The sequence below is a fragment of the Streptomyces sp. NPDC006544 genome (genome assembly GCF_040611715.1).
Classification (GTDB): Bacteria; Actinomycetota; Actinomycetes; order Streptomycetales; family Streptomycetaceae; genus Streptomyces.
Genome location: NZ_JBEXOV010000002.1, coordinates 152,836 through 176,404, shown reverse-complemented (window position 1 = coordinate 176,404; position 23,569 = coordinate 152,836). Strand labels below are relative to the sequence as shown.

Sequence of the window (23,569 nt, the reverse complement as noted above, 5' to 3'; positions counted from 1 at the left end):
GGCACGGCGTCCGCGGTGCCGCCCGCCCTGAAAGGCGCTTCAGGATCCTCAGGTTTCCTTCAGCACCCCTGCCGCAGCATCGACAAGCATGAGCGCGCACCGCAGGAAGCCCCAGGAACCGCAGGCTCAGGGTCGTGGTCGGAGCCGGGGCCCGGACGGGCAGGGCCGGCCGGACCTGTCACGGAGCGGGCCCCGGGGCCGGGGCGCCCAGGCCCCCACGTCCCGGCGCCGCAGGCCCTCGCGCCGGGCCCGCCTCGCCCGCACGCTGCTGGCGACCGGCTGCGCGCTGGCGGTCGGCGCGGGCGCCACCGCCTGGTACCTGTACGACGACCTGGCCTCCAGCATCGGCAGCTCGAAGGCCCTGGAGGGAGCCGAGCGGTCGAAGCACGGCGACACGAACATCCTGCTGATGGGGCTGGACAGCCGCCGCGACCAGAACGGCGAGCCGCTGCCGGAGGAAGTCCTCGACAAGCTGCACGCCGGCAGCTCCGACATCGGCGGCTACAACACCAACACCTTGATGCTGCTCCACGTGCCGGGCGACGGGAGCAGGGCGAAGGCCTTCTCGGTGCCGCGCGACGACTTCGTCGAGCTGCGCGGCGTACCCGGATTCACCGGCAAGGCCAAGGTCAAGGAGGCGTACGGGCGGGCGAAGGCCGCGGTCGAGGACCGGCTCTCGGCCCAGGGGGTCAAGGACCGGCGGCAGCTGGAGCTGGAGGGGCGCGAGGCGGGGCGGAAGGCGGAGATCGAGACGGTCCGCTCCTTCCTCGGCGTGCCGATCGACCACTTCGCCGAGCTGAACCTGGCCGGTTTCTACCACTTGGCGGACGCGCTGGGCGGCGTACCGGTGTGTCTGAAGAACCCCGTGAAGGACGGCTTCTCGGGCGCCGACTTCCCGGCGGGTCCGCAGACCCTCGACGGGCAGCAGTCCCTGGCCTTCGTCCGGCAGCGGCACGGTCTGGCCATGGGCGACCTGGACCGGACGAAGCGGCAGCAGGCCTTCCTGGCGGGTGCGACGTACAAGCTGAACCAGGCGGGCACCTTCACGGACCCGGTGAAACTGCTCAAGCTGATCGACGCCGCGAAGCAGGACGTCGTCACCGACCGCGGATGGGACCTGCTGTCGTTCGTGAAGCAGGCGAAGAACCTGTCGGGGGGCAACGTGGAATTTGTGACCCTTCCCATCGAGGGCTTCGGCAGGAACCACGGCACGGAGATAAACGTCGTAGACGATATGAAGATAAAGCGCCTCATTGCCGAGCAGATCGGGCCCAAGGCCTCTGCGAGCCCGAGCGCACCGGGCGCCGCTCCCTCCTCACCGGGGACCTCCGGACCGGCCCCGGCCGCGTCGGCCCCGGGCTCGGCTCCCGCTCCGGGCAGCACCCCCGTCCCGTCACGGAAGACCAGCGGAACCCCCGCCATCGACGGCGGCGGCGTCCCGTGCGTGGACTGAAGCCCCTGACGACGGCGGGCGCGCGCCGCCGCACGGAGGCGCTGCTGCTCGTCCTCGTCGTCGGAATCACCGTGGCCGGGCACGTCAGCGCGAGCCTGGCGATGAACGGCGTGCTGCCGCCCGACCTCACCGGCTTCGTGATCAGCATGTCGCTGCTCGCCCTGGTGGGGCACCTGGCCGTGCGCCGGTTCGCGGCGTACGCGGATCCGCTGGTCTTCCCGCTCGCCCTGCTGCTGACCGGGCTGGGACTGGTGCTCCTGCACCGCCTCGACCAGGGGTACATCGAGCGGTTCAAGGGCGCGGAGGCGAACGCGCCCGGCCAGCTGATGTGGTCGGTGGTCGGCGTCGCGGCCTGCATCGCGGTGCTGGGGGTCCTGCGCGACCACCGGCTGCTGCAGCGGTTCATCTACATCACGATGGCCGTCGCGCTGGTGGCGCTGATCGCCCCCGCCTTCTTCGGCGCGGACACCTACGGGGCGAAGCGCTGGATCATCATCGGCGGCCTCTCGGTGCAGCCCGGCGAGTTCGTGAAGATCATGATCGCGATCTTCTTCGCGGGCTACCTGGTCATCCACCGGGACTCGCTGGCCCTCTCGGGGCGCAAGTTCATGGGCGTGCGGCTGCCGCCGATGAGGCAGCTCGGACCGATCATCACGGTGTGGATCATCTCGCTGCTCGTGCTGGTCTTCGAGCGCGACCTCGGCACCTCACTGATCTTCTTCGGTGTCTTCGTGGTGATGCTCTACGTGGCCACGGAGCGCACCGGCTGGATCGTCTGCGGCATGGTCCTGGCCGCGGCGGGCGCCTTCGTCGTGGGGACGACCGAACCGCACGTCAAGGGCCGCGTGGCCGCCTGGCTGAACCCGCTGTCGTACTACTGGAAGGACCGGCCGCCGGGCGTCATCTCGGACCAGTCGGCGCAGGCGCTGTTCAGCTTCGGCACGGGCGGCATCTCGGGCACGGGGCTCGGCCTGGGCCACCCGGAGCTGATCGGGTTCGCGGGCCGCAGCGACTTCATCCTGACGACGGTGGGCGAGGAGCTCGGCCTGGCCGGCGTCATGGCCGTCCTGCTCCTGTACGCGCTCCTCGTGCAGCGGGGGCTGCGGATGTCCCTCGGCGCGCGCGATCCGTTCGGCAAGCTGCTGGCGGTCGGCCTGTCCTCGGCGCTGGCCCTCCAGGTCTTCGTGGTGGCGGGCGGCGTCACGGGCCTGATCCCCCTGACGGGCAAGGCGCTGCCCTTCCTCGCGGCGGGCGGCTCGTCCCTGCTGGCCAACTGGATCATGGTCGCCCTGCTCCTGCGCATCTCCGACAGCGCGGAACGCCAGCGCGAGGCGGACAGCCTGGGTCCGGCGGAGACGACCATCACGCCGGCGCCGGCGGCCCGCGGCCCCGCGGGGTCGGGCTGACGGTCCCGGCGCGGGCGGCGGGGGGGCGGTAGAGCCGGTTGCCGGCGGCCGCGGCCTGGAGCCGGGGCCGGGGCCGGTGGGTGGGGGCCGGTGAGCCGTTCCGGCCACGGCCCTACGGGAGGTAGTCCTCGAGCCGTCCGATCCGGTACCCCTGCTCCTGTATCCGCTGGAGCATCCGCGTGGTCATCTCGATCTCCGTCGAGCCCTTGAGCTCGGAGGGGCCGCGGAAGTGCGCCAGGACGATGTCGCCCGGCTTGAGGGCGGAGCCCTCGGCGTACTGGAAGTTGTTGATCTGCATCGACACGCGCCACAGGAGGAGCTGGGTTATCCCGCACTCGTTCGCGGCCCTGAGGGTGTCGTCGTTGTAGTTGCCGAACGGCGGGCGGAAGCGCGTCGGCTTCGCGCCGAATCGTTTCTCCAGGCGTTCCTGCTGCCCGCATATCTCCTTCTTCTGCGCCTCGAAGGGCAGGGTCCGCAGGTTCGGGTGCGTCAGCGTGTGGTTGTTTATCGTGCTGTTGGATCCGTTGTCGCGGAGCTTCTCGAAGTGCCCGTAGTCCGCCGAGGCGATGTCGTCCGTCAGGAACATGCTGATCGGCAGCTTCAGATCGGCCGCCATCTTCAGGAACTCGGGGTTCTTCTCCGCGCCGTCGTCGAACGTCAGGAAGACGACCTTGTCGTCCGCCGGGACGGGTATGCGGTCGATGACCTGGACCCTCCCCGGCTTCGCCGGCGGGATCTGGGGTTTGACCGAGGGCTTGGGCGCGTACTGCAACGGGGCGCTCAGCCCCCACTTGCGGTACGCCTCGTCCCCCGCCGTGCCCGGCCCGGCCCCGGAGGCCGGGGTGGATGCGGAGGCGGAGGCCGGAGGCGACGGGGACGGCGCGGCCCCCGTCGCCTCGCGGCCGAGTCGTTCGGTGTGATCCGCGCCGTCCCCACACCCCGTCAGGGACAGCGCGAGCGCGCCGGCCGCCAGCGTTCCGGCTACCAACCGGCGCGTGTGCTTCACAGATAGTCCTCCAGGCGGGCCACGGCGTACCCCTTGGCCGTGACGGTCTTCATGACATGACGGATCATGTCAGTCATGTTCCCCTTCCAGTCCTCCTTGCCCCGGAAGTGGGTGAGGATGATGTCGCCGGGGTGGAGGTCCTTGTCCCATTCCCGCCAGTCCATCCGGTTCGGGAAGGCCTCCTCGTTCCACAGCGGAACGGCCTTGATCCCGCAGGACTTGGCCGCGCGCAGCGTGTCCTCGTTGTAGTTCCCGTAGGGCGGCCGGAACAGCGTCGGCCGCTTGCCGAACTGCTTCTCGATCGTGTCCTGCTGGCCGCAGATCTCCTGCCGCTGCGCCTCGTACGAGAGCGCCGGCATGTAGCGGTGGTTGAGCGTGTGGTTGTTCAGGGTGACGCCCGCGGCCTGCATCTGCTTGAAGTACGGGTAGTTGTCCCGTACCAGGTAGTCGCTGAGGAACGCCGTGTACGGGACCTTGAGCTCCTGCATCATCTTCAGGAACTCGGGGTCCTTCTCCGCCCCGTCGTCGATCGTCAGGAAGACGACCTTCTCCTCCGTGGGGACGGTGGTGAAGACCGGCGGAAGGTTCTCCTGGTCCTCGACCTCGAAGCCGTCGCGCGTGGTGATCGTCGGCTTCGTCCTGGGCGCCTCCGGGGCCATGAGCGGCGGTTTGGCCAGCCCCCACTTCTTCGAGGCGACCGCCCGCGCCTGTTGGGCGGCCTTCAGCTTCTCGGCGCGGTTGCCGAGTGCGCCGGCCGCGGCCTCGGCGCCCGCGGCGGCCTTCGCCTTCGAGGCCTTGTCCGGCTTGGCGGGCTCCGCGGATCCGCACCCGGTCGCCAGTCCGGCGACCAGCAGTGCGGCCGTCGCGGCCTTCCCCAACCGGCCTCGCGTTGCTGCCGCGATCCGGTGACCCTGTTGCGTCTTATGTTCCTTTTGTCGGACTAGCTGCATAGTTGGGCATCTTTACACCCGGCCCGCCCGCGCCCCGGCCGACACCGCGGGGACGGTGCGACCTTCCTCCGAGTGGCCCACCGTGGCCGACAATGGACCGGTGACCCCCGAAGACTTCGCCGCGCTCCTCACCCCCGAGGGCAGCGCCCTCCTCGACTCGCTCCGGGAGTACGACCCGGCCCAGGAGCTCGCCGTCGCCACCCGGCTGCGCCGCGAGCACCCCGCCCCGCTGGTGTCCGCCGCCCTCGGGCAGGCCCGGCTGCGACAGCGCGCGGTGGCGAAGTTCGGGGCCGAGGACGCACAGCGGATGTACTTCACCCCCGGCGGCGGAGAGATGGCCACGCGTGCGTCGGTGGCCTCGTACCGCGCCGAGCGGCTCGCCGCCCTGGGCGTCCGCAGCGTCGCCGACCTGTGCTGCGGCATCGGCGGGGACGCCCTGGCCCTGGCCCGCATCGGCATCCGCGTGCTGGCGGTGGACCACGACCCGCTGACCGTCGCCGTCGCGCGCGCCAACGCCGGGGCACTGGGGCTCGCGGACCTGATCGAGGTCCGGGAGGCGGACGTCACGGAGGTCGACACCCTGGGCTTCGACGCCGTCTTCATCGACCCGGCGCGCCGGGGCGGGCGCGGCCGGATCTTCGACCCGGAATCCTATTCCCCGCCGCTGTCGTGGGCCGTGGCCACCGCCCGCGCCGCGCAGTTCGCCGCCATCAAGATCGCGCCCGGGATCCCGCACGAGGCGGTCCCCGCCGAGGCGGAGGCGGAGTGGATCTCCGACCAGGGGGACGTGAAGGAGGCCGTCCTGTGGTTCGGGACCGCCCCGGGCGAGATCCGCGCGACCCTGCTGCCCGGGCCGCGCGCGCTGGCGACCTCCGACCCGCTGCCCGACCCGCAGGCCGGTCCCGTCGGCCGCTACCTCTACGAGCCCGACGGCGCCGTGATCCGGGCCCATCTCGTCGCCGAGGTCGCGGAGCGGCTGGACGGCCGGCTGATCGACCCGACCATCGCTTACATCACCGCCGACGCGCTGCGCGAGACCCCGTACGCGACCTCGTACGAGATCACCGACGTGCTGCCCTTCGGCCTGAAGAAGCTCAAGGCGCTGCTGCGCGAGCGCGGGGTGGGGATCCTGACGGTGAAGAAGCGCGGCTCCGCGATCGAGCCCGAGGAACTGCGCCGGAAGGTGAAGCCGCAGGGCCCGAACTCCGCGACCGTGTTCCTGACCCGGGTCGCGGGCGCTCCCTCGATGCTGATCGGCTCGCCGACGACCGGGCCCTGACGCTCCGCCGGCCCGGGACGGCCCGCACACGGGCGTTCGGGACGCGGACTCGGGCCCCGGCTCAGGAGGACGTGCGGCCGCCCTGGAAGGCCCGTACCGCCCAGCGGTAGTGCGCGCCCGCCTTGCCGGCCCCCAGCAGCCCGGTGATCCACAGGATCATGCCGAGGCCCATCGTGTACGCGACCTCGCCGTAGGTGTCGGCGCCGGGCCGGGCCGACACCGCCGTCCCGAAGGTCACCCAGAGCCCGGCGCCGGCCAGGACGAAGGAGGTCAGCAGCCAGGTCAGGCTGAGACCCGGCGCGCGCGCCGCGGAGTCGGCGGCCGGGTCGTGGTCCAGCTCGGCCCACGCGCACAGCAGCCGGCGTATCTGCCGGTCCCGCTTGGCGCCCCAGGCGAACCAGAATCCGGCCGGGATCAGCACGCCCACGCCGAGCACCGCGAAGATGAGGCCGAAGAGGTACGAGAGCGGGTCGTGCGCCTCGAAGGCCATCAGGGCCATGCCGACGAACGACCAGCCGAGGGCGAAGACCGCCGCGACGGCCCAGAGCAGCAGCAGTCGTCCGATGCCCAGGCTGCGCCGCCCGAGCTCGCTCAGGAAGCGGGCACGGTCGGCCCGTACGGTGCTCTCGTCGAGCCAGGCGCGCAGGTGCGCGGGAGGGGGCGGCGGGGGAAGGTCACGACGGGGCATGCGCATGACCATATCCGCCCGGCCAGGCGGATCCCGCAGGTCCCGCCCGTGCCCGGCGCGGAGGATCAGCTTCCGCCGGCCTCGGCGGTCTCCACCGACTCGAACCTCCAGCGGTGGACCGCCCGCGTGATCAAATCGGCGGCGGGCTCCGGCAGTTCGGGCAGCTCGGCCGCCACCCCCTCGGAGGTCTCCCACCAGGTGATCACGAGGACCCGGTCCTGCGGGGCCCGGAACACCTCGCGCCGCACCGGGTCCTGGGCGAGCACCTGCGAACGGGCCCACTCCAGGAGTTCGTTGCCCCGCCCGGGAACGGAGCGGGCCTCCCACATCAGCGCGACGGTGCTCACGAGTACAGGTTGTCCTTGCTCAGCTCGTGCACGTGGTCGTGACCGTGACCGTGACCGTGGTCGTGGTCGTGGTCGTGACCGTGCCCCTCGTCCTGGGCGGCGCCGTCGCCCCCGGGCCGGCCCGGAACGTGCGGGTCCGTCACCGGCAGCGAGGAGTCCGCCGACAGGTCCCAGTCCGAGGGCGCCCTGTTGCGCCTGACCATCTCCGCGCCCAGCGCCGCCACCATCGCGCCGTTGTCCGTGCACAGCCCCGGCCGGGGCACCCGCAGGACGATCCCCGCGGCGTCGCAGCGCTCCTGCGCGAGCGAACGCAGCCTGGAGTTGGCCGCGACACCGCCGCCGATCATCAGGTGGTCGACGCCCTCGTCCTTGCACGCCCGGATCGCCTTGCGCGTCAGCACGTCCACCACGGCCTCCTGGAAGGACGCCGCCACATCGCGCACCGGCACGTCCTCGCCGGCCTTGCGCTTCGCCTCGATCCAGCGGGCGACGGACGTCTTGAGCCCGGAGAAGGAGAAGTCGTACGCCGCGTCGCGCGGCCCCGTCAGCCCGCGCGGGAAGTTGATCGCCTTCGGGTCGCCCTCGCGCGCGAGGCGGTCGATGACCGGGCCGCCGGGGAAGCCCAGCTGCAGCACGCGCGCGATCTTGTCGAAGGCCTCGCCGGCCGCGTCGTCGATGGTCGCGCCGAGCGGCCTCACGTCAGAGGTGATGTCGGGGGCCAGCAGCAGCGAGGAGTGCCCGCCGGAGACCAGAAGCGCCATCGTCGGCTCGGGCAGCGGCCCGTGCTCCAGCTGGTCGACGCAGATGTGCGAGGCCAGGTGGTTCACCCCGTACAGCGGCTTGCCCAGCGCGTACGCGTACGCCTTCGCCGCCGAGACGCCCACCAGCAGCGCCCCCGCGAGGCCGGGCCCGGCGGTGACGGCGATCCCGTCGAGGTCGCGGGCGCTGACCCCGGCGTCCTTGAGGGCCCGCTCGATGGTGGGGACCATCGCCTCCAGGTGCGCCCGGGAGGCGACCTCGGGCACGACGCCGCCGAAGCGGGCGTGCTCGTCGACGCTGGAGGCGATGGCGTCGGCCAGGAGGGTGGTGCCCCGGACGACGCCGACGCCGGTCTCGTCGCAGGAGGTCTCGATGCCGAGGACGAGCGGTTCGTCAGCCATGGGTCGTCTCACCTTGCACGGGTTCGTCTACGGGTACGGAGGTTGCGGGGTCGCAGAGGCGCATCACGAGCGCGTCGACGTTGCCCGGCTGGTAGTAGCCGCGGCGGAAGCCGATCGGCTCGAAGCCGAAGCGCGCGTACAGCTTCTGGGCCCGGGTGTTGTCGACCCGGACCTCCAGCAGCACCTCGGCGCACTCGAAGTCGGTGGCGGCGCGCAGCAGGTCGCCCAGGAGCCGGGCGCCGAGTCCTGTGCCCCACTGGTCGCGGGCGGCGGCGATGGTCTGTACGTCGCCCAGGTCGCCGGCGGCGGCCAGCCCGGCGTAGCCGACCAGGCGGCCCGCGCGGTCGGCGGATCCGCTGTCCGGCACCGTCCGCGCCACGACGTAGTGGCGGGTGGCGCCGGGGCCGCGGGCGTGCGCGAGCTCGGACCAGAACATCCCGGCGGACCAGGCGTCCTCGGGGAACAGCTCGTGTTCCAGCTCCAGCACGGGTTCGATGTCCCACCAGCGCATCTCGCGCAGGACGACGTCCGGAGCCGACGGCAGGGCGGTCACTGCGGGGTGACCACCTTGTAGTTCTTGGGCACCTGCGCGTCGGGCCGGCGCAGGTAGAGCGGGCTCGGGGGGACGCCCGGGGCGTTCTCGAAGGCGGCCCCGGCCGCGAGCCGCTCCGCCGCGAGGGCGGCCAGCGCGCCGGCGCTCTGGTGCTCGGGGTCCCGCGCGTCGGTGAAGACCTCCGGGTAGAGCCGCGCGCCCTGGCCGACGGCCGGGAGGCCGGCGACGCGCTCGGCGATGTCGGCCGGCCGGTCCACCGCGGGCTCGCCGGCCCGGGTACGCGGGTCCTCGTACCGGGCCCAGTAGACCTCCTTGCGCCGCGCGTCGGTGGCGACGGTGAAGGGGCCCTCGATCCCGGCGGCTCCGGCCGCGTGGGCCAGCCCGTCGAGGGTGCACAGCCCGTACACGGGCACGCCGAGGACGGACGCGAAGGTGGAGGCGGTGACGAGACCGACCCGCAGCCCGGTGTAGGGGCCGGGGCCCACACCGACGACGATGCCGGTGACGGCTTCGAGCTTGACCCCCGCCTCGGCGAGGACCTTGTCCACGGAGGGCAGCAGGAGCTCCCCGTGGCGGCGGGCGTCGACCTGGTTCGACTCGGCGAGGACGGACTCGCCGTCGTGCAGGGCGACGGTGACGGCGGGCGTGGCGGTATCTACAGCGAGCAAGAGCACGCGAACAGCCTACGACTCCGGGGCCCCCGGCCCTTGCGGCCGGTCCGCGGGCACCCCGGCTGCTACCTTCGACCCAGGTGTCGTGATCACGGCACCCCTGCGCCGGCGACGCGGCGTCGAAACGGCGCCGCGACGGCGCCGGGGACCCCGAAGACCATGCGGAGAGGTGGAGCAAGGTGGCACGCAGCAGCTCGGGAATCGTGGCCGGGCTCACCGCCGCGGCCCTCGCGGTCATCGGCTTCCTCGGCTACCAGGCCTCCGCCAGCGCCCCCGCGCACCCGCCGAAGGCCGCCGCCCAGGTCCCGCCGGCGCCCGCCCCGATCGATCCCGGCACCGCCAAGGCCGACCCGGCCAAGCCGGTGGCCGTACCGGCCGGTTCCGGCACCGGGGTGCGCGTCGTGTACTCGGTCGGCGCGAAGCGCGTGTGGCTGGTGGGCGCGGCGGGCCAGGAGCCGAAGTCGTTCGTGGTGATGCCGAGCACGGTCCACCCGGCGCCCGGCAGCTACACGGTCGGCTCCCGTTCGGGAACGGTGACCGGCTCGGACGGGGTGCCGATCGAGCACGTGGTCCGGTTCGCCACCGCGGAGGGGATCGCGATCGGATTCAGCGCCCGCGTGGACAACACGGTGCCGGCGCCCGACGCGACCAAGAAGACCGGCGGCATCCGCATGACGCGCGCCGACGGCGACGCGATGTGGGCCTTCGCCACCATCAGCTCGAAGGTCGTCGTCGTTCCCTGACGCTCCGGGAGCGTTCGGGGCCCGGCCCGCGTCCGCTCCGGCCCGGGGTCCGCTCCGGCCCGCGTCCGCTCCGGCCCGGGGTCCCGTCCAGGATCCGACACGCGGAATTCACCCGTACGAGGGACCGGCCACGGCCGTCGTCCCGGCCTCCGCGCTCGGGGCGGCCTTCCTCAGGCCGCCGCGCACCGCGGAGCGGCCCCGTCGCCCTCATCGGGCGCTCCCCCGGCTGTCGCAGCCGCTTCCGGAGGCTGCGCCACGGCGTCCGTCACCGGGTCCGGTCCTTCCCCGCGTGCGCGCGAGGGCGGCGTGGACACCGCGCTGGCCGCCGCGCCCGCGGCGAGCAGCGCCCGCATGGACACGGCGGACGGGCCGGGCGCCCGCGCCCCCGGTGCCACTGCTCCTGCTGCCGACATGGCTGCCTCCTGGCCGGGGCCGGCCCGTACTTAGGTACGCCTAACCAGCCCTCGGTACCATGTGACCACGCGCCCTGCCGCTCGCGCAATATCTTGCCGACGAGTTGTCGGCACGTTCACTCCGCGAGGACTCCCGCGAGGGCCCGCAGGCCCGCCCCGCCGCCGGCCCCTTCGGACCAGCGCGCGCCGACCCCGCGGACCACGACCTCCCGCACGTCGTCCAGGACCTCCTCGTGCCCGACCGCCCGCCGGATCACCACGTGCAGCCGGTCTTCGGACAGTTCCTCGACCTTGCCGTCGCCCCACTCCACGACGACCACGGACTCGGGCAGCGAGACGTCGAGGTCCAGGTCCTCCATCTCGTCCAGCCCGCCTCCCAGGCGGTACGCGTCCACGTGCACCAGCGCCGGCCCGCCCGTCAGCGACGGGTGGACCCGGGCGATCACGAAGGTCGGCGAGGTCACGGCCCCGCGGACGCCGAGGCCCTCGCCGAGGCCGCGGGTCAGGGTGGTCTTGCCCGCGCCGAGCTCGCCCGTCAGCAGGACGAGGTCGCCGGGGCGCAGCAGTGCGGCGATGCTGCGGCCGAGGTCCTGCATGGCATCGGGCGAGCCGATGGTGACGTGTGCCTCGGTCCCCGCTTCAGGAGCCGGTGCCTGATCCTGTGCCTGGCTGCGCGATGCTTCCCGCGCTACTTCTTCCATGCTCGCCAACGTTAGCCGGTACGGACACCACGCCCGCGCGCGCCAGCAGTTCGGTGAGCAGCCGGGTCACGGTGTCCGGGTGCTCCAGCATCATCAGGTGCCCGGCGGACTCCAGGACGACCAGCTCGGCGGAGGGCAGCGCGTCCTTGATGGCCTGGCTGTGACCCGGCGGGGTGACCATGTCGCGGTCCCCGGCGACGACGGTGACGGGCAGGTCCGCGAACCGCTGGAGCGCGGCCGCCTTGTCGTGCGTCTGGAAGGCCGGGTAGAACTCGGCGACCACGTCGATGGGGGTGCCCTCGATGAGCCGCTCGGCGAAGCGGGCCACGCCGGGGTCCACGTCGGGCGAGGCGAAGGAGTACATCTTGACCATGCCCGCGAACAGGTCCGCGGTGGCCCGGCGGCCCTTCTCCACCAGCTCCACCTGGGAGCCGAGCGCCTTGAGCACACCGGGCAGCAGCCGGCGCACGGCCCCGAAGCCGACGGAGGGCAGCCCGTACGTCACCTCGCGCAGCCCGCCGCTGGAGGTGCCGACCAGGAACACCCCGGCCACGCGCTCCCGGACGAGCTCGGGGAACTGGTCCGCCAGTCCCATGACGGTCATGCCGCCCATCGAGTGACCGACCAGGATCAGCGGCCCCTCGGGGGCCGCCGCGTCGATGACGGCCCGCAGATCGCGGCCGAGCTGTTCGAAGGTCACCGGCTCGCCGTTGGCCTGGGCGAGGCCGCGCCCGCTGCGGCCGTGGCTGCGCTGGTCCCAGTACACGGCGCGGACCAGGCCCCGCAGGGCGGCGCGCTGGAAGTGCCAGGAGTCCTGCGCGAGGCAGTAGCCGTGGCAGAACACCACGGTCGCCGGTGCGGGCGCCTTGCGGCGCAGGCGGCGCCGCTTGCCCTCCTCGGGCAGCTCGTCGACCTCGTAGTAGAGCGAGGTGCCGTCCTCGGCCCGCGCGGTGCCGGACGTGCCGCGCAGCGAGCCGTAGTCCCCGGTCGCGTCGAGGGCGAGGCGCGCCCGCATGCGCATGCCGCGCCCGACGGTGATCCGTTCGACGGCGACACCGGCGGCGGCGCCCGCGGCTATCACGCCGATGGCCGCTCCGGCCCAGCCGGCCCTGCCGCGCCAGTTCTCGCTCACGCCGCCGTCCTCACTCAGCCGTTGCGCTGCGCGCGTTGCGGTACACCCGGGGGACCCGTGCCCCGATACGGGTGACGATCTCATACGCGATGGTCTGCGCCGCTCGAGCCCAGTCCTCGGCGGAGGGCTCGCCGCGTTCGGCGTCCCCGAAGAGGACGGCCTCGTCGCCGGGTCCGACCCCGTCCTCGGAGCCGATGTCCACGACGAACTGGTCCATGGCGACGCGCCCGGCGACGTACCGGGTCCGGCCGGCGAGGAGCACCGGGCCGCGGCCGGAGGCGTGCCGCGGGACGCCGTCGGCGTAGCCGGCGGGGATCAGTGCGAGACGGGTCTCCCGCTCGGTCACGTAGTGGTGCCCGTAACTGACGCCGTGCCCGGCGGGCACCTCCTTGACCAGGGCCACGGAGGCCTTCAGGGCCATGGCGGGGCGCAGTCCGAGCTGGGCGGGGGTGCCGAGTTCGGGGGCGGGTGACACGCCGTAGACCGCGATTCCGCAGCGGACGAGGTCGAAGTGGCTCTCCGGGAGGGTGAGGGTCGCGGGCGAGTTGGCGATGTGCCGTACCTCGGGCTCGAGGCCCTCCTTCTCGGCGTACGCGAGCATGTCGCGGAAGGAGGCCAGCTGCGGCTCGATCGAGGGGTGGCCCGGTTCGTCGGCGCAGGCGAAGTGGGACCACAGACCGGTGACGTGGACGGTCCCCTCGGCCTGGGCGGCGACGGCCGCGCCGACGAGCTCCGCCCAGTCGGCGGGCTGGCAGCCGCCCCGGCCCAGCCCGGTGTCGGCCTTGAGCTGGATGCGGGCGGTCCGCCCGGCGGCGCGCGCCGCCTCCCGTACCTCGTCCAGGGCCCACATCGCGCTGACGGACACGTCCACGTCGGCCTCGACGGCCTCCCGCCACGGCCCGCCGGGGGTCCACAGCCAGCACAGGATCCGGCCGCCGATCCCGGCGGCGCGCAGCGCGAGCGCCTCGTCGGGCGTGGCGGTCCCGAGCCAGGTGGCGCCGGCCTCCCGGGCGGCTTCGGCGCAGGCCACGGCTCCGTGCCCGTAGGCATCCGCCTTGACGACGGCCATCAGCTCCGACCGGGGCGCCCGCTCGCGCAGTGCGCGCACGTTCTCCCGTACGGCGTCAAGATCGATCTCGGCGTACACGCGCGTGGCTGTCTCGTTCATCCCCCCCAGTCTCGCAGAACCCCCACCCCCCGCTGGTGAGCCCACTCCCGGACCCGCGCCAGCGCTTCCGGGGCGCCGCCCGCCACCCGCGCCCACCGGACCGGGGAGCCGCCGGACCGCGGAACCGCCGGGTCACGAGCGCGCGGGGCGCAGCCGCGCGCCGGGGCCGCCCACCTCAGCCGCGCGGCGAGCCGCCGACGTCCCGCCAGACCGCGGGCAGCGCCTGTGCCACCCCGTGGGCCAGGGCCGGGGCCCCCGCGGAGGCCCGCCGCCCCGCCAGGCCGTGCAGGTACGCCGCCACCGCCGCCGCGTCCCCCGCGGACAGCCCCGACGCCAGCAGCGATCCGCCCAGCCCCGACAGCACGTCCCCGCTCCCGGCGGTCGCCAGCCAGGCCGTGCCCGTCGGGTTGACCCGTACCGTCCCGCCCGACGGGGAGGACACCACCGTCGTCGAACCCTTCAGCAGCACCGTCGCCCCGTACCGCGCCGCCAGCCGCCGGGCCGCCTGGAGCCGCCCCGCCTCCACGGCCTCGCGCGCGACCCCCAGCAGCGCCGCCGCCTCCCCCGCGTGCGGGGTCAGCAGGGTCTGCGCCGTCCGCGCCCGCAGCGCCCCGGGGTCCAGCCCGCGCAGCCCGTCCGCGTCCACCAGCACCGGCACCGGCTGGGAGAGCGGCTTCGCCAGGGCGTCCGGGCCGCCCTCGTCCCCCAGCCCCGGACCGAGCACCCACGCCTGGACCCTGCCGGGCCCGATCAGCGTCTCCGGGTAGCGGGCCAGCACCGCCTCCGCGACGGCCGCCGGCCCCACGTACCGCACCGCTCCCGCGCCGCCCCGCAGGGCGCCCGCCACGGCGAGCACGGCCGCGCCCGGGTAGCGCGCCGACCCGGCGACGATCCCCACCACGCCCCGCCGGTACTTGTCGCTGGACTCCGTCGGCTCCGGCAGCAGCCGCGCCACGTCCGCGTGCTGCAAGGCCTCCGCCTCCGGCGGCCCGGGGAACTCCAGCCCGATGTCCACCAGGTGCACCACGCCGGCCCGCGAGGCGCCCGGGGCGATGAGCAGTCCCGGCTTGTACGCCCCGAAGGTGACGGTGACGTCGGCCCGCACGGCGTCTCCCGCCACCTCCCCGGTGTCCGCGTCCACCCCGCTCGGCAGGTCCACCGCGACCACCGCCGCGCCCGCCGGGATCCCCCGCACGAGCGCCGCCGCGGCCGGCCTCAGCCCGCCCCGTCCGCCGATCCCGACGAGCCCGTCCACGACGAGGTCCGCCCGCGGTGGCACCTGCGGGTCGAGGCGTCCGCCGGCGGCCAGGAGCGCGGCCAGCCCGCCCGGGTGCACCCGGGCGGGGTCCGCCGCCACCGCCGTCACCCCGGCTCCGCGCCGGGCCAGGCGCGCGCCCGCGTACAGCGCGTCGCCGCCGTTGTCCCCGGAGCCGACCAGCAGCACGACCCGCGCCCCGTACACCCGGGGCAGCAACCGGGCGCAGACGGCGGCCAGGCCGGCCGCCGCCCGCTGCATCAGGGCGCCTTCGGGCAGCCTCGCCATCAGCTCCCGCTCGGCGGCCCGTACGGTCTCCACGCTGTAAGCAGTTCGCATGGAACCACCCTGCCCGCTATCCCTCGGCGATCACCACCGCGGAGGCGACGCCGGCGTCGTGGCTGAGCGAGAGGTGCCAGGAGCGGACGCCGAGCGCCGCCGCCCGCGCCTGGACCGTCCCGGACACCCGCAGCCGCGGCTGCCCGCTCTCCTCCACGTACACCTCGGCGTCGGTCCACAGCAGTCCGCCGGGCGCGCCGAGCGCCTTCGCGAGCGCCTCCTTGGCGGCGAAGCGGGCCGCGAGCGAGGCGGTACCGCGCCGCTCGCCGCTCGGCAGGGTCAGTTCGGCCTCGACGAAGAGCCGCTTCGCCAGTCCGGGCGTACGCTCCAGCGCGCCGCCGAACCGCTCGATCTCGGCGACGTCGATCCCCACACCAACAATCACAACGACCGGTCCTCTTCGCTCACTCCACGGTCACCGACTTGGCGAGGTTACGCGGCTGGTCCACCTCGTTGCCCCGGGCCGTCGCCAGCTCGCACGCGAAGACCTGCAACGGCACGGTCGCCACCAGCGGCTGGAGCAGCGTCGGGGTGGCCGGGATGCGGATCAGGTGGTCGGCGTAGGGGACCACGGCCTCGTCCCCCTCCTCGGCGATCACGATGGTCCGGGCCCCGCGCGCCCTGATCTCCTGGATGTTCGAAACGATCTTGTCGTGCAGCACCGAGCGCCCGCGCGGCGACGGGACGACGACGACCACCGGAAGGTCCTTCTCGATCAGCGCGATCGGCCCGTGCTTGAGCTCGCCCGCCGCGAAGCCCTCGGCGTGCATGTACGCCAGCTCCTTGAGCTTGAGCGCGCCCTCCAGCGCCACCGGGTAGCCGACGTGCCGCCCCAGGAACAGCACGGTGTCCTTGTCGGCCAGGGAACGCGCGAGCTCCCGTACCGGCTCCATCGTCTCCAGTACGGTCTCCACCGCCGCGGCGATGTCCGACAGCTCCCGGATGACCGCGCGGATCTCGTCGCCCCACTTCGTGCCCCGGACCTGGCCGAGGTACAGGGCCACCAGGTAGCAGGCCACCAGCTGCGTCAGGAACGCCTTGGTCGAGGCGACGGCCACTTCGGGGCCGGCGTGGGTGTAGAGCACGGCGTCCGACTCACGCGGGATCGTCGACCCGTTCGTGTTGCACACGGCCAGCACCTTGGCCCCCTGCTCGCGCGCGTGCCGCAGCGCCATGAGGGTGTCCATGGTCTCGCCGGACTGCGAGATCGCGATCACCAGCGTCCGCTGGTCCAGGATCGGGTCGCGGTAGCGGAACTCGCTGGCCAGCTCCGTCTCGCACGGGATGCGGGTCCAGTGCTCGATGGCCAGCTTCGCGATCATGCCCGCGTGGTAGGCCGTACCGCAGGCCACGATCACGACCTTGTCGACCTCGCGCAGCACCGGGTCGGGGATGCGCACCTCGTCCAGGGTCAGCAGGCCGCTCGCGTCGATCCGGCCCAGGAGGGTGTCGGCGACGGCCTTCGGCTGCTCGGCGATCTCCTTGAGCATGAAGTAGTCGTAGCCCCCCTTCTCGGCCGCCGAGGCGTCCCAGTCGACGTGGTACGCCCGCACGGTCGCGGCCGAACCGTCGAAGTTGGTCACCGAGACGCCGTCGCGCCGGAGCTCGACGACCTGGTCCTGCCCCAGCTCGATCGCGGCCCGGGTGTGGGCGATGAAGGCGGCCACGTCCGAGGCGAGGAAGTTCTCGTCCTCCCCGACGCCCACCACCAGCGGCGAGTTGCGGCGCGCACCGACCACCACGTCCGGGTCGTCGGCGTGGATCGCGACCAGCGTGAAGGCGCCCTCCAGCAGCCGGCACACCTGCCGCATCGCCTCCGCGAGGTCCCCGGTCGAGGAGAACCGCTCCGCCAGCAGGTGCGCCACGACCTCGGTGTCCGTCTCGGACTCCAGCCGGTGCCCGCGCTCGGTGAGCTCGGCGCGCAGCGCGGCGAAGTTCTCGATGATCCCGTTGTGGACGACGGCCACGCGCCCCGAATTGTCGAGGTGCGGATGGGCGTTGACGTCGGTGGGCCCGCCATGGGTGGCCCACCGGGTGTGTCCGAGCCCCGTGGACCCGGCCGGCATCGGGTGCCCGACCAGTTCCTTCTCCAGGTTGACCAGCTTGCCGGCCTTCTTGACGGCGGCGAGCTCTCCGTCGGCGAGCACGGCGACACCCGCCGAGTCGTAGCCGCGGTACTCCAGTCGCTTGAGTCCGGCAATGACCACATCGAGCGCCGACTGCGCTCCCACGTAACCCACGATTCCGCACATAAGCCGCAGGGTACGCCGTAGTTGGTTCCCCGCCCGGTACCTGAACAAGACGAAAACCCCGCCCCGGCGAAATCGCCGGAGCGGGGTCGACCTGCGAGCGAACGGCGTCAGGCAGCCGGTACCGCCGGTCAGCCGGTCAGCCGGTCAGCCGGTCAGCCGGTCAGCCGAGCTTCTTCAGCTGCGCCGTGACGACGGCCGTCGGCTGCTCGGCGGTACCGGTCAGGCTCAGGGCCGAGAAGGTGGCGAGGGTGTTGCCCTTGCGCACGACCACGAGCTGCGTCGTGAAGGACTCGCCGTCGGCGTCGCCCTCGACGGTGTAGGCGAGCGCCTCGTCACCGGCGGTGACGGCGGCGGCGGGACCGACCTTGGTGACCTTGCCGGCCTCGCCCGCCTGGGTGACCCCGTAGCCCGCGGCACACGCCGTACCGGCGGCCTTGAGCGAGGCGAAGGCGTCCTCCGCGCCCTTGGCCTCGTACGACTCCAGGGTGACGGTGGTGGCGGTCGCGCCGAGGGCGTCCAGACCGGCCTTCAGCTTCTCCTCCGGGCCGGCGTCCGCGGCCGGCTCCTTGCCCTTCGCGACGGCCTTGACGCGCGCGGTGCCGGTGGCGGTGCCCTGCGCCGTCGTGGACTGCGCCTTGACCAGCGGAAGGCACGCGGGCTTGTCGCTGGTGGCCCCGGCGGCGGCCTTCACCTCGTCCGCCGAGGGGGTCTTCAGGACGTGGTCGGGCAGGTCCGCCTGCACCAGGAGCAGGCCGCCGAGCTCGGCGTCCGTCCGGCCCTTCGCGGCGGCGGCCGGAGCCGAGGACGCGGTGTCCGGCTTCGTGTCGTCCTTCTTCGCGTCGGCCTTGTCCGAGCTGCCGCACGCGGTGGCGAGCAGAGCCAGGGACACGGCGGAAGCGGTCAGGACGGCACGACGGACGAGTGCGGTGCGCACGATGGTTTCCCCCCACGGGACAGGTCGGACAGCAGAAGAGGGCGGCACGCGGAGGCGCCCCGGACGCCCGTGAGCGCGCGGGAACCGCCTCGACGGCCGCGTGATCACCACCGTACGGGGTGGTACCGACACCCGCTGCGCATTGAATGCCGTCCGCACGCATCGTGACGGCGCCGAGACCGCAGGGCTCTCCGATCGAGACCGGCCCCGGTACAACCCGCCCTTCCGGGACCATAAGGTCCCGCCCCACGTGACCGACCCCACCACCCACAACGGGCCGCCAGCCCCGACAATGGCCCTGTGATCACTTCGCCGCCACGAAGGACGCCGCCGGACCGCGCGACGGAGCGCCCCGACGGACCGGAGCACCCCGCGCACCCCGGACAGGCCGCGCACCCCACGCGCCGCCGGGGCCACGAGGCCTCCCCCTACCTAGACCTCACCCGCGCCGAGTGGAGCGCCCTGCGCGAGCGGACCCCCCTGCCGCTCACGGCCGACGAGGTCGAGCGGCTGCGCGGGCTCGGCGACGTCATCGACCTCGACGAGGTCCGCGACGTCTACCTGCCGCTCTCCCGGCTGCTGAACCTGTACGTCGGGGCCACCAGCAACCTGCGCGGCACCCTGAACACCTTCCTCGGCGACGCCGGCAACGGCCACGGCGCCCAGCAGGGCACCCCCTTCGTCATAGGGGTCGCCGGCTCGGTGGCCGTCGGGAAGTCCACCGTGGCCCGCCTCCTCCAGGCCCTCCTCGCCCGCTGGCCCGAGCACCCGCGCGTGGAGCTGGTCACCACCGACGGCTTCCTGTACCCGATGAAGGAGCTCCAGCGGCGCGGGCTGACCGCCCGCAAGGGCTTCCCGGAGTCGTACGACCGCCGCGCCCTCACCCGCTTCGTCGCCGACATCAAGGCGGGCAAGGACGAGGTCACGGCCCCGGTCTACTCGCACCTGATCTACGACATCGTCCCCGGCGAGCAGCTCGTCGTGCGCCGCCCGGACATCCTGATCGTCGAGGGGCTCAACGTCCTCCAGCCGGCCATGCCCGGCAAGGACGGCCGCACCCGCGTGGGCCTCGCCGACTACTTCGACTTCAGCGTGTACGTGGACGCGCGCCCCGAGGACATCGAGCGCTGGTACCTCAACCGGTTCCGCAAGCTGCGCGAGACGGCGTTCCAGAACCCCTTCTCCTACTTCCGCAAGTACACCCAGGTCTCCGAGGAGGAGGCGCTGGAGTACGCGCAGACGATGTGGCGGACGATCAACAAGCCCAACCTCCTGGAGAACGTGGCCCCGACCCGCGGCCGCGCCACCCTGGTCGTCCGCAAGGGCCCCGACCACAAGGTGCAAAAGCTCAGCCTCCGCAAGCTCTAGGGGCGTCCCGGGGACCGGGCCGGGGCCGCCCCCCCGGTCCACCGGGACACGCCCCGGGGCTACTGTGCGGCCATGCTGCACCTACGGATGATCACCCCGCCCGACCGGACGGACGCCGTGGTCCGCGTCGTCGAGTCGACGGTCGGCACCACCCATGTGGCGGTACTGCCCGGCGCCGCCCGCGTCCCCCCGGGCGACATCGTCCTGTGCGACGTGGCGCGCGAGGCCGGCGACGAGCTCCTGTACGAGCTGCGCAAGCTCGGCATCGACCGGGACGGCTCGATCGCGGTCGAGAACATCGACCTCTCGCTGTCGGAGCGCGCCGGGCGGGCCGAGGAGGAGGCCCCGGGCGAGGGCGCCGACGCCGTCCTGTGGGAGCAGCTGAGCGAGGCCACCCACGAGGAGTCCACGCTCACCATCACCTACACCGCCTTCATGATCATCGCGACGATGATCGCGGCCTGCGGCGTGGTCCTCGACAACGCCGTCCTGATCGTGGGCGCCATGGCGGTCGGCCCGGAGTTCGGCCCGCTCGCGGGCGTGTGCACCGGCCTGGTGCAGCGGGCCCCCCGGCTGGCCGCGCGCTCGCTGATCGCCCTGGTGGCCGGCTTCGCCGCCGCCATGGCCGCCACCACCGTCTTCAGCCTGGCGATGGACGCGCTCGACCTGTTCGACCGGCACATGGTGGTCGCCCCGCGCCCCAACACCGGCTTCATCTGGCAGCCGGACCTGTTCTCCTTCGTCGTGGCGCTGCTCGCCGGCGCGGCCGGAGTGCTCTCCCTGACCTCCGCGAAATCCGGCGCGCTGGTCGGCGTCGCGATCTCGGTGACCACCGTCCCGGCCGCCGCCAACGCCGCCGTGGCCCTGAGCTACGGGGACCTCGCCCAGATGTGGGGGTCGGCGGAGCAACTGCTCCTGAACCTGTTCGGGATCGTGCTGGCCGGCGTACTGACCCTGCTCGGGCAGAAGCTGCTCTGGCGCACCCGCCGCGGCCGCCGGAGCCGCAGGACGGTGCCGCCCGGGACGGTGCCGCCCGGCGCGTGAGCCGGGGCGGGTCCGGCGTACGCGAACGGCCCCGCCGTACGAGGCTTCGTACGGCGGGGCCGGTTCGCTCCGGCCGCGGGCTCTAGCCGAGCGCGGCCTTCACCACGTCCGCCAGCCGCCCCGCGACCGCGCGGGCCTGCTCGATGTCGGCGGCCTCGACCATCACCCGGACGAGCGGCTCCGTGCCCGAGGAACGCAGCAGCACGCGCCCGGTCGTGCCCAGTTCCCGCTCCGCGTCCGCGACGGCGGCGGCCAGCTCGGCAGAGGTCGTGACCCGGGACTTGTCCACGTCGGGGACGTTGACCAGCACCTGCGGAAGCCGGTCCATGACGCCGGCCAGCTCCGCCAGCGACTTGCCGGTGGCAGCGAGGCGCGCGCCCAGCATCAGGCCGGTGAGCGTGCCGTCGCCGGTGGTGGCGTGGTCGAGGATGATCACGTGGCCGGACTGCTCGCCGCCCAGCGCGTACCCGTGCTCCTTCATCGACTCCAGGACGTACCGGTCGCCGACACCGGTCTGCACGACGTGGATGCCCTCGGACTCCATGGCCAGCTTGAAGCCCAGGTTGGACATCACGGTGGCGACCACGGTGTTCTCGCGCAGGTGCCCGGACTCGCGCATGGCCAGGGCCAGCACCGCGAGGATCTGGTCGCCGTCGATCTCCGCGCCGTTCGCGTCCACCGCGAGGCAGCGGTCGGCGTCCCCGTCGTGCGCGATGCCGAGGTCGGCGCCGTGCTCGACGACGGCCTGCTTCAGCAGGCCGAGGTGGGTGGAGCCGCAGCCGTCGTTGATGTTCAGGCCGTCTGGCTCGGCACCGATGGTGACGATCTCCGCGCCGGCCCGGGCGAAGGCCTCGGGCGAGACGAAGGCCGCCGCGCCGTGCGCCTCGTCCAGGACGACCTTCAGGCCGTCGAGGCGGTTGGGCAGGACGCCCATGAGGTGGGCGACGTACTTGTCGAAGCCCTGGTCGTAGTCGGAGACGCGGCCGACGCCGGAACCCGTCGGCCGCTCCCAGGGAGCGCCGGTGCGGTGGTCCTCGTAGACCGACTCGATCCGGTCCTCCAGCTCGTCGGCGAGCTTGTGGCCGCCGCGCGCGAAGAACTTGATCCCGTTGTCCGGCATGGCGTTGTGACTGGCCGAGAGCATGACGCCGAGGTCGGCGCCCAGCGCACCGGTGAGATACGCCACCGCCGGGGTGGGCAGCACACCGACGCGCAGGACGTCCACGCCCGCGCTCGCGAGTCCCGCGACGACCGCGGCTTCCAGGAACTCACCGGAGGCGCGGGGGTCCCGGCCGACGACGGCGGTGGCCCGGTGGCCTTCGAAGGTTCCGGCCTCGGCCAGTACGTGTGCCGCCGCCACGGAGAGGCCGAGCGCGAGCTCGGCCGTCAGATCCGCGTTGGCGACGCCCCGTACACCGTCCGTCCCGAAGAGTCGTCCCACTGTTGTCCTCCCGAGTTCGCACTTCGCTGTGAGCAGTTGTGCCAATTATTTGCCGCTTTTGGCGGTAAACGAACCGCCCCGGCAGCACACAGAGTGCTGCCGGGGCGGTTTCGGTGCAGAACAGCAGGCGCTGATTAACGCTTGCTGTACTGCGGAGCCTTACGGGCCTTCTTGAGACCGGCCTTCTTGCGCTCGACCGCACGGTCGTCGCGGGAGAGGAAGCCGGCCTTCTTGAGCGCGGCGCGGTTGTTGTCCACGTCCGCCTCGTTCAGCGCACGGGCCACGCCGAGGCGCAGGGCGCCGGCCTGACCGGACACGCCGCCACCCGAGATGCGGGCGATGACGTCGTAGCGGTTGTCCAGCTCGAGGAGCTTGAACGGCTCGTTGACTTCCTGCTGGTGCACCTTGTTGGGGAAGTAGTCCTCAAGGGTGCGACCGTTGATCTTCCACTTGCCGGTGCCCGGAACGATCCGGACGCGGGCGATGGCGTTCTTGCGACGGCCCAGGCCGGCGGCCGGCTGGGGGTCGCCGAAGCGGCCGGCAAGGGACTCCGAGGTGTAGTCGCCCTCGACTACGTCCGCGGACTCGGTGGTGTATTCCTCGACGTTGCCCTCGAACTCTTCTTCGACGACAGGGGTCTCGGCGGTGGTCTCGGCCACGATGCTCCTCAGAATTTTCTACGTCTTAGGGGGTGGCCGGAACTACTGCGCGACCTGGGTGATCTCGAACGGCACCGGCTGCTGGGCAGCGTGGGGGTGCACATCGCCCGAGTAGACCTTCAGCTTCGAGAGCATCTGACGGCCCAGGGTGTTCTTGGGGAGCATGCCCTTGATGGCCTTCTCGACGGCCTTCTCCGGGTTGTTCGCCAGGAGGTCGTCGTAGCGCACCGAGCGGAGACCACCCGGGTAGCCCGAGTGGCGGTACGCCATCTTCTGGGTCGCCTTGTTGCCGGACAGGTGAACCTTGTCGGCGTTGACGATGATGACGAAGTCGCCCATGTCCATGTGGGGGGCGTAAGTCGGCTTGTGCTTGCCCCGAAGGAGGGCAGCGGCCTGGGTCGCCAGACGGCCGAGGACAACGTCCTGGGCGTCGATGACGAGCCACTGGCGCGAGATGTCGCCGGGCTTGGGGCTGAACGTACGCACGCGTATGCCTTCGCTTCTTCAGTGGTGGGTCATCCCCGGGGGGTGAGCCCGAAGGGACGGGTCCTGACATGGGTCACCACGGACGATCACGACAGCCCTGGTACACATCGGGGACGCAACC

23 protein-coding genes are annotated in these 23,569 nt (G+C 73.0%); 6 read left to right on the top strand and 17 right to left on the bottom strand.

Going from position 1 to position 23,569, the window contains the following annotated elements:
• Positions 1 to 88: 88 nt before the first annotated feature.
• Positions 89 to 1,453 (top strand): LCP family protein, encoded by a 1,365-nt coding sequence (locus tag ABZY44_RS01890; protein ID WP_356649568.1) that lies wholly within the window; start codon positions 89 to 91, stop codon positions 1,451 to 1,453.
• Positions 1,441 to 2,859: an FtsW/RodA/SpoVE family cell cycle protein gene (locus ABZY44_RS01885; protein ID WP_356649567.1), complete on the top strand. Its 1,419-nt coding sequence runs from the start codon at positions 1,441 to 1,443 to the stop codon at positions 2,857 to 2,859. Before ABZY44_RS01890 ends, ABZY44_RS01885 begins: the two co-directional genes overlap by 13 nt.
• A 112-nt stretch (positions 2,860 to 2,971) precedes the next feature.
• Here the strand turns inward: ABZY44_RS01885 and ABZY44_RS01880 are convergent, their stop codons facing one another.
• Both ABZY44_RS01880 and ABZY44_RS01875 read right to left on the bottom strand, forming a co-directional pair.
• Positions 2,972 to 3,865, bottom strand: a complete 894-nt coding sequence (locus ABZY44_RS01880; protein ID WP_356649566.1) for a polysaccharide deacetylase family protein — start codon at positions 3,863 to 3,865, stop codon at positions 2,972 to 2,974.
• Positions 3,862 to 4,815, bottom strand: a complete 954-nt coding sequence (locus ABZY44_RS01875) for a polysaccharide deacetylase family protein (protein ID WP_356649565.1) — start codon at positions 4,813 to 4,815, stop codon at positions 3,862 to 3,864. The genes ABZY44_RS01880 and ABZY44_RS01875 overlap by 4 nt, the downstream gene beginning before the upstream one ends.
• A gap of 100 nt (positions 4,816 to 4,915) precedes the next feature.
• On the opposite strand from ABZY44_RS01875, the gene ABZY44_RS01870 reads away from it, so the two are divergent.
• Positions 4,916 to 6,094 carry a methyltransferase domain-containing protein gene (locus tag ABZY44_RS01870; RefSeq protein ID WP_356649564.1) on the top strand — a complete coding sequence of 393 codons (1,179 nt, stop codon included), beginning with the start codon at positions 4,916 to 4,918 and terminating at the stop codon, positions 6,092 to 6,094.
• A gap of 61 nt (positions 6,095 to 6,155) precedes the next feature.
• Here the strand turns inward: ABZY44_RS01870 and ABZY44_RS01865 are convergent, their stop codons facing one another.
• The 5 genes from ABZY44_RS01865 to tsaB all read right to left on the bottom strand — a co-directional run bounded on the left by ABZY44_RS01865 (position 6,156) and on the right by tsaB (position 9,516).
• A complete protein-coding gene (locus tag ABZY44_RS01865) occupies positions 6,156 to 6,782 on the bottom strand; it encodes a hypothetical protein (protein ID WP_356649563.1) in 627 nt (208 codons plus the stop codon).
• Between the two features lie 65 nt (positions 6,783 to 6,847).
• Complete coding sequence (locus ABZY44_RS01860) at positions 6,848 to 7,111, bottom strand: hypothetical protein (protein WP_356649594.1); 264 nt, start codon at positions 7,109 to 7,111, stop codon at positions 6,848 to 6,850.
• Positions 7,112 to 7,125: 14 nt separating this feature from the next.
• Positions 7,126 to 8,289, bottom strand: a complete 1,164-nt coding sequence (gene tsaD / locus ABZY44_RS01855) for a tRNA (adenosine(37)-N6)-threonylcarbamoyltransferase complex transferase subunit TsaD (RefSeq protein WP_356649562.1) — start codon at positions 8,287 to 8,289, stop codon at positions 7,126 to 7,128.
• A complete protein-coding gene (rimI, locus tag ABZY44_RS01850; protein WP_356649593.1) occupies positions 8,282 to 8,800 on the bottom strand; it encodes a ribosomal protein S18-alanine N-acetyltransferase in 519 nt (172 codons plus the stop codon). Before rimI ends, tsaD begins: the two co-directional genes overlap by 8 nt.
• 38 nt (positions 8,801 to 8,838) lie before the next feature.
• Entirely contained in the window at positions 8,839 to 9,516 is a 678-nt protein-coding gene (gene tsaB, locus ABZY44_RS01845; RefSeq protein WP_356649561.1) for a tRNA (adenosine(37)-N6)-threonylcarbamoyltransferase complex dimerization subunit type 1 TsaB, read from the bottom strand.
• A gap of 176 nt (positions 9,517 to 9,692) precedes the next feature.
• Here tsaB and ABZY44_RS01840 point away from each other — a divergent pair, with 176 nt between their 5' ends.
• Positions 9,693 to 10,256, top strand: coding sequence for a hypothetical protein (locus ABZY44_RS01840; protein ID WP_356649560.1), 564 nt, complete (start codon positions 9,693 to 9,695; stop codon positions 10,254 to 10,256).
• Between the two features lie 529 nt (positions 10,257 to 10,785).
• On the opposite strand, the gene tsaE is transcribed toward ABZY44_RS01840, so the two are convergent.
• From tsaE to ABZY44_RS01805, 7 genes are all read right to left on the bottom strand, one after another.
• Entirely contained in the window at positions 10,786 to 11,265 is a 480-nt protein-coding gene (gene tsaE, locus ABZY44_RS01835) for a tRNA (adenosine(37)-N6)-threonylcarbamoyltransferase complex ATPase subunit type 1 TsaE (protein WP_356649592.1), read from the bottom strand.
• Positions 11,266 to 11,308: 43 nt separating this feature from the next.
• Positions 11,309 to 12,502 (bottom strand): alpha/beta hydrolase, encoded by a 1,194-nt coding sequence (locus ABZY44_RS01830; RefSeq protein WP_356649559.1) that lies wholly within the window; start codon positions 12,500 to 12,502, stop codon positions 11,309 to 11,311.
• Positions 12,503 to 12,512: 10 nt separating this feature from the next.
• A complete protein-coding gene (gene alr / locus ABZY44_RS01825) occupies positions 12,513 to 13,670 on the bottom strand; it encodes an alanine racemase (protein WP_356649558.1) in 1,158 nt (385 codons plus the stop codon).
• 175 nt (positions 13,671 to 13,845) lie between these two features.
• A complete protein-coding gene (locus ABZY44_RS01820) occupies positions 13,846 to 15,264 on the bottom strand; it encodes an NAD(P)H-hydrate dehydratase (protein ID WP_356649557.1) in 1,419 nt (472 codons plus the stop codon).
• 16 nt (positions 15,265 to 15,280) lie between these two features.
• Positions 15,281 to 15,649 (bottom strand): holo-ACP synthase, encoded by a 369-nt coding sequence (locus tag ABZY44_RS01815; protein WP_356649556.1) that lies wholly within the window; start codon positions 15,647 to 15,649, stop codon positions 15,281 to 15,283.
• Positions 15,650 to 15,668: 19 nt separating this feature from the next.
• Positions 15,669 to 17,516 carry a glutamine--fructose-6-phosphate transaminase (isomerizing) gene (glmS, locus tag ABZY44_RS01810; protein WP_356649555.1) on the bottom strand — a complete coding sequence of 616 codons (1,848 nt, stop codon included), beginning with the start codon at positions 17,514 to 17,516 and terminating at the stop codon, positions 15,669 to 15,671.
• Between the two features lie 160 nt (positions 17,517 to 17,676).
• On the bottom strand, positions 17,677 to 18,450 hold the full coding sequence (locus tag ABZY44_RS01805; protein ID WP_356649554.1) for a hypothetical protein: 774 nt from the start codon (positions 18,448 to 18,450) through the stop codon (positions 17,677 to 17,679).
• Positions 18,451 to 18,750: 300 nt separating this feature from the next.
• Between ABZY44_RS01805 and coaA the strand changes: the two genes are divergently transcribed.
• Together coaA and ABZY44_RS01795 are read left to right on the top strand one after the other, a co-directional pair.
• Positions 18,751 to 19,818: a type I pantothenate kinase gene (gene coaA, locus ABZY44_RS01800; RefSeq protein WP_356649553.1), complete on the top strand. Its 1,068-nt coding sequence runs from the start codon at positions 18,751 to 18,753 to the stop codon at positions 19,816 to 19,818.
• A gap of 72 nt (positions 19,819 to 19,890) precedes the next feature.
• Positions 19,891 to 20,862, top strand: coding sequence for a DUF389 domain-containing protein (locus ABZY44_RS01795; RefSeq protein WP_356649552.1), 972 nt, complete (start codon positions 19,891 to 19,893; stop codon positions 20,860 to 20,862).
• Between the two features lie 82 nt (positions 20,863 to 20,944).
• On the opposite strand, the gene glmM is transcribed toward ABZY44_RS01795, so the two are convergent.
• The 3 genes from glmM to rplM form a co-directional block, all read right to left on the bottom strand.
• Positions 20,945 to 22,303, bottom strand: a complete 1,359-nt coding sequence (gene glmM / locus ABZY44_RS01790; RefSeq protein ID WP_356649551.1) for a phosphoglucosamine mutase — start codon at positions 22,301 to 22,303, stop codon at positions 20,945 to 20,947.
• A 134-nt stretch (positions 22,304 to 22,437) separates the two neighbouring features.
• Entirely contained in the window at positions 22,438 to 22,962 is a 525-nt protein-coding gene (gene rpsI / locus ABZY44_RS01785; protein WP_356649550.1) for a 30S ribosomal protein S9, read from the bottom strand.
• Positions 22,963 to 23,004: 42 nt separating this feature from the next.
• The gene (rplM, locus tag ABZY44_RS01780) at positions 23,005 to 23,448 is read right to left on the bottom strand and encodes a 50S ribosomal protein L13 (protein ID WP_214946835.1); all 444 of its coding nucleotides are present in this window, start codon (positions 23,446 to 23,448) and stop codon (positions 23,005 to 23,007) included.
• Positions 23,449 to 23,569 lie beyond the last annotated feature (121 nt).

What these genes read in the sequence shown, in the direction of transcription:
- ABZY44_RS01890 (WP_356649568.1), top strand. Translation starts at nt 89, where the DNA reads ATGAGCGCGCACCGCAGGAAGCCCCAGGAACCGCAGGCTCAGGGTCGT.
- ABZY44_RS01875 (WP_356649565.1), bottom strand. Translation starts at nt 4,815, where the DNA reads ATGCAGCTAGTCCGACAAAAGGAACATAAGACGCAACAGGGTCACCGG.
- ABZY44_RS01865 (WP_356649563.1), bottom strand. Translation starts at nt 6,782, where the DNA reads ATGCCCCGTCGTGACCTTCCCCCGCCGCCCCCTCCCGCGCACCTGCGC.
- ABZY44_RS01860 (WP_356649594.1), bottom strand. Translation starts at nt 7,111, where the DNA reads ATGTGGGAGGCCCGCTCCGTTCCCGGGCGGGGCAACGAACTCCTGGAG.
- tsaD (WP_356649562.1), bottom strand. Translation starts at nt 8,289, where the DNA reads ATGGCTGACGAACCGCTCGTCCTCGGCATCGAGACCTCCTGCGACGAG.
- rimI (WP_356649593.1), bottom strand. Translation starts at nt 8,800, where the DNA reads ATGCGCTGGTGGGACATCGAACCCGTGCTGGAGCTGGAACACGAGCTG.
- tsaE (WP_356649592.1), bottom strand. Translation starts at nt 11,265, where the DNA reads ATGCAGGACCTCGGCCGCAGCATCGCCGCACTGCTGCGCCCCGGCGAC.
- alr (WP_356649558.1), bottom strand. Translation starts at nt 13,670, where the DNA reads ATGAACGAGACAGCCACGCGCGTGTACGCCGAGATCGATCTTGACGCC.
- ABZY44_RS01820 (WP_356649557.1), bottom strand. Translation starts at nt 15,264, where the DNA reads ATGCGAACTGCTTACAGCGTGGAGACCGTACGGGCCGCCGAGCGGGAG.
- glmS (WP_356649555.1), bottom strand. Translation starts at nt 17,516, where the DNA reads ATGTGCGGAATCGTGGGTTACGTGGGAGCGCAGTCGGCGCTCGATGTG.
- ABZY44_RS01795 (WP_356649552.1), top strand. Translation starts at nt 19,891, where the DNA reads ATGCTGCACCTACGGATGATCACCCCGCCCGACCGGACGGACGCCGTG.